Origin of the sequence: Nocardiopsis protaetiae, assembly GCF_045446735.1 — a bacterium.
Taxonomy (GTDB): domain Bacteria; phylum Actinomycetota; class Actinomycetes; order Streptosporangiales; family Streptosporangiaceae; genus Nocardiopsis; species Nocardiopsis protaetiae.
The window spans coordinates 1-4,452 of record NZ_JBJJBV010000400.1 but is presented as its reverse complement, the minus strand read 5'-3'; the positions used below and the strand labels follow the sequence as shown (position 1 = coordinate 4,452).

2 protein-coding genes and 1 pseudogene are annotated in these 4,452 nt (G+C 73.1%); 1 reads left to right on the top strand and 2 read right to left on the bottom strand.

The genetic code is table 11. From position 1 onward, the window contains the following. Both ACJOT3_RS32765 and ACJOT3_RS32760 read right to left on the bottom strand, forming a co-directional pair. Positions 1-638, bottom strand: a pseudogene (locus tag ACJOT3_RS32765) (prolyl oligopeptidase family serine peptidase); the annotation flags it as partial. A 315-nt stretch (positions 639-953) separates the two neighbouring features. After that, positions 954-2,174 (bottom strand): ABC transporter ATP-binding protein, encoded by a 1,221-nt coding sequence (locus tag ACJOT3_RS32760; protein ID WP_406977010.1) that lies wholly within the window; start codon positions 2,172-2,174, stop codon positions 954-956. 610 nt (positions 2,175-2,784) lie between these two features. Between ACJOT3_RS32760 and lnt the strand changes: the two genes are divergently transcribed. Continuing rightward, positions 2,785-4,431 (top strand): apolipoprotein N-acyltransferase, encoded by a 1,647-nt coding sequence (lnt, locus tag ACJOT3_RS32755; RefSeq protein WP_406977009.1) that lies wholly within the window; start codon positions 2,785-2,787, stop codon positions 4,429-4,431. The last annotated feature ends 21 nt before the right edge of the window (positions 4,432-4,452 follow it).

Sequence of the window (4,452 nt, the reverse complement as noted above, 5' to 3'; positions counted from 1 at the left end):
TCGTCGCGGCGCACGTAGTAGACCGCGGGCGGGCCCTTGGGCGTCCACGCCACGTGCGAGTAGCGGACCCCGCGTACCGGCGGGCCGACCGGTCGGCCGTCGGCGGTGCGCAGCACCTGGAGGACCCCCCGCTCCACCCCGCCGGTGGAGGTCTGCACCGCGACCAGGCGCCCGGTGGGGTCGGGCTCCCAGGCGTCCAGGGTGGTGCGGCCGGTGGGGTCGGCGGCCGCCGGATCGTAGACCACCCGGGCCCGGTCGGCGCGGACCGCGGCGGGGGAGGGGGCCGGAGGGGCCTCGTCGAGGAGGTCGGTGCGGGCGTCCTCGAAGGCGACCAGGCGCGGGTGCTCGGCCCCGGCCGGGCGCACGGTGGCCAGGACGAGCCCGGGGCGGTGCACCGGCGCCGACCACAGGTCGGCGTTCAGGTGGAAGCGGATGCGTGCGGCGAGCCGGTCGCGCAGCGTCCACCCGGCGGCCTCGCGGGCGTGGTCGCGGGCCCGCTCCTCCAGCCACCGCAGCGTCCGCGGGTCGTCGGCGGACTCCAGCCAGCGGTAGGGGTCGGGCACGGGGCGGCCGTGCAGGGTGTCCACGACGGACGAGGGTTCGCGGACGAGGGCGACTCCGGGGGCTCGGTTGCGCACCCTCACATCGTTCGGCGCGCCGTGTCGGACGGTCAAGAAAGAAACGACTCACCTGCCGGTGATACGAACCTTGCCTGAAGGTGAGGTCCGCAGGCCGGGACGGTGGCGGCCCGCCCACCCCGGGATTCGGACCGACCCTATCCGCGAGGGGGACGCGGTACCGGTGCGGGCGAACCCGCACGAAAAGGCGGCGCCCCGCTCGGAAGCGGGGCGCCGCAGGGGAGGGGATGCCAGGCGCCGGGCGGCAGTGGCGAGGGACCGCCCGGGCGCCTCGGGAGTCGGCACCCCCGTCTACGCCTGTGGTCGGGCGTTCGGTCAGACGTTGTCCGGGTGGCCGATGGCCAGGCCGCTCTCCTGGTCGAAGAAGTGCAGCTGGCTGACGTCCACGGCGAGCGTGATCGAGCTGCCCGGGCGGACCTGGCTGCGCGGGCTCACCCGGGCGGTGAACAGCGAGCGGTTGGCGCCCAGCGGCAGCGCGGCCTCGGCGCTCTCGGTGTCGTCGCCCGCGGCGTCCTTGGCCAGGGCGGCGGCGTCCTCGTGGCGCACCGGCGGGGCGTCCACCGTGAAGATCACGTTGATCTCGGTGCCCAGCTCCTCGGTGACGTCCGCGGTGACCTCGATGCGCGGGTCGCCGTTGCCGTCGAACTCGGCGTCGCTGAAGTCCGAGGGGCGGATGCCCAGGATGATGTCGCGGCCCAGGTAGTCGCGCAGGTTGGGGCGCGCGTCCAGGACGGAGGCCGGCACGGGCAGGGTGTGCTCGGCGAACTTCAGCACCGCGCCGGTGCCCTCCGCGGTCAGCGAGGCGTCCACGAAGTTCATGGCGGGGGAGCCGATGAACCCGGCGACGAACAGGTTGACCGGGGAGTCGAACAGGCGCTTGGGGGTGTCCACCTGCTGGAGGCGGCCGTCGCGCAGCACCGCGACCCGGTCGCCCAGGGTCATGGCCTCGACCTGGTCGTGGGTGACGTAGACGGTGGTGACGCCCAGGCGCTCGTGCAGCTGGTTGAGGGAGGCGCGCATCTGGACGCGGAGCTTGGCGTCCAGGTTGGACAGCGGCTCGTCCATGAGGAAGGCCTGCGGCTCGCGGACGATGGCGCGGCCCATGGCCACACGCTGGCGCTGGCCGCCGGAGAGGGCGCCGGGCTTGCGCTTGAGGTAGGGCTCCAGTCCCAGCATCTCGGCCGCCTCCTGCACGCGGCGGGCGATCTCGGGCTTGGGGACCTTGCGCAGCTTGAGGCCGAAGGCGAGGTTCTGCTCGACGGTCATGTGCGGGTAGAGCGCGTAGTTCTGGAAGACCATCGCGATGTCGCGGTCCTTGGGCGGACGGTCGTTGACGATCTCCTCGCCGATGACCAGGGTGCCGGCGGAGATCTCCTCCAGGCCCGCGATCATGCGCAGCGCGGTGGACTTGCCGCAGCCGGACGGGCCGACGAGCACCATGAACTCGCCGTCCTCGATCCGCAGGTTCAGGTCGTCGACGGCTTTGACGCCGCCGCCGTAGATCTTGTCGACGCCTTCGAGGACGATCTCCGCCATGTCTGTGCTCCGCTGCATCGGGTCGGGGGTGACAGGGATCTCGTGGCCGAAGACCCGGGTCACCGAGGCCGGTTCGCGCTCGGGTTGATCGAACCGGACTGCTTTTCTGATCATATGAGACAGGAAGTTGATCGAAAAGTCCAGAGTTGGATCGGGCTCGATCTGATTGTGGTCAGACTGAAACCCGGAGTGCTCAACTGGCATGGCGGCCCCAGGTGCGTTAGCCTGTCCGACGGTTCACCACTTCCCTCCCTACGGACACTCGGCGGGGCCGCCACGACACGGCGGCCGGGTTGAGGCATCCGGTTGGGGAGTCTGGGTAACCTAACGACCAGTCCAGCACTGGACGGACCGGTTGTGCGGCCCCCACTCGTCCGATCGGACGCTGCATCACGCGCCAGGTGCAGCCGGGATCGGGTGAGGGGCGGAAGTAGCGCGACCGGGCGGGGGGTTGGACCCGGAAAAGGCCCGAACATCCAGTAGACAACGGTCTTCCGAGCTCGCCGCCGACGGGACGGAGCCGGTCCGAAGGGTGGCTCGGGCCTTTTCCGCGTCCCCCCAATATGCTGACCGCACACCCTCACCACACCTGCGGAAAGCGAGACCCCACGTGGTCACCGAACACACGGAGCGGGGCGAGGCCCCCGCGGCCGGCCCCCAGGCGCCCCCGGCGCCGGTGACGGGCCGCGCGGCCACCGTTCTCCCCCTCGGTCACCGCTGGGGACGGTACGACCTCCTGTGGCGCTTCCTCGCCGCCGTCGGCTCGGGCCTGGCCCAGCTGTTCGCGCTGCCGCCCTACGGACTGTGGTGGCTGGGTCCGCTGAGCGCCGCCCTGCTCCTGGTCGCCGTCGCCGGGACCCGAATGCGCCGCGCCGCCTGGCTGGGCGCCCTGGCCGGCGCCACGCTCATGGTCCCGCTCGTGCAGTGGCAGGACGTGTTCGGCGTCGACGTGTGGCTGCTCATCGCCGCCGCAGAGACCGTCTACTACCTGCCCATGGCCATGGGCATCGCGCTGGCCGCCCGGCTGCCCGGCTGGCCGGTGTGGACCGCCGCCCTGTGGGTCGCCCAGGAGGCCGTGCGCGCCCGCTGGCCGCTGGGCGGGTTCCCCTGGGGCAAGCTCGCCTTCGCCCAGCCCGACACGCCCTTCGCCGGGTACGCCGCCCTGGGCTCCTCCGCCCTGGTGACCTTCGCCGTCGCCCTCACCGGCGGCCTCGTGCTGTGGGCCGTCCTGGGCGTCGCCTCCCGCGGGGTGCGCCCCGGCCTGCCCGCCGCCGCCCTCGCGCTGGCTGCGGCCGCCGCGGTCGTGCTCTGCGGCACCCTCGCCCCCGCCGTCGGGCGCCCCCCGGCCGGGGAGACCGTCACCCTGGGCATGGTGCAGGGCAACGTGCCCAACGTCGGCGAGATGTCCATCGCGGGCGAGCGCGAGCAGGTGCTGCGCAACCACGCCGAGGGCGTGCACGAGCTGGCCGCCCGCGCCCGCGAGGAGAACATCGAGCTGGACCTCGTCCTGCTGCCGGAGAACGCCACCGACATCGACCCGTTCCGCGACCCGGCCGCCCGCGAGATCATCGACGAGGCCGCGGCCGACGTCGGGGTGCCCGCGCTGTGGGGCATGAGCCGGTTCAACGACGACGGCACCCGGCACGTGACCAGCGTGGTGTGGGACCCCGAGACCGGGCCGGGGCAGATGTACGACAAGCGCTTCCTGGTGCCCTTCGGCGAGTACATCCCCTACCGCGACTTCTTCACCCGGTTCGTGCAGCGCCTGGAGCAGGTCAGCTCCGACGCCATCCCCGGCACCGAGCCCGGCGCCCTGGAGATCGGCGGCACCACCCTGGCCGTGGGCATCTGCTTCGACGTGGCCTTCGACGCGCCGGTGCGCGAGTCCGTGGCCGCGGGCGGCGGGATCATCGTCATCCCCACCAACAACGCCAACTACAACTTCACCGGCCAGTCCGACCAGCAGCTCGCCATCACCCGGCTGCGCGCCGTCGAGCACGGCCGCCCCGCCGTGGTGGTGTCCACCAGCGGCATCAGCGCGGTGGTGAACCCCGACGGGACGGTCGCGTACCGGTCGCCGGAGGCCGAGGCCGACATCCACATCACCGAACTCACCGCCGCCGCCGGGCCCACGGTCGCCACCCGCCTGGGCGCGGGCCCCGAGGCGCTGCTGGCCGCCGTCGGGCTGGCGGCGGTCGCCGCCGCGGTGATCGTCTCCAGGCGTGGGCGGTCGGTCCCGGGCCCGACCACGGGGTGAACGGCGCAGACGGGTGAGGCG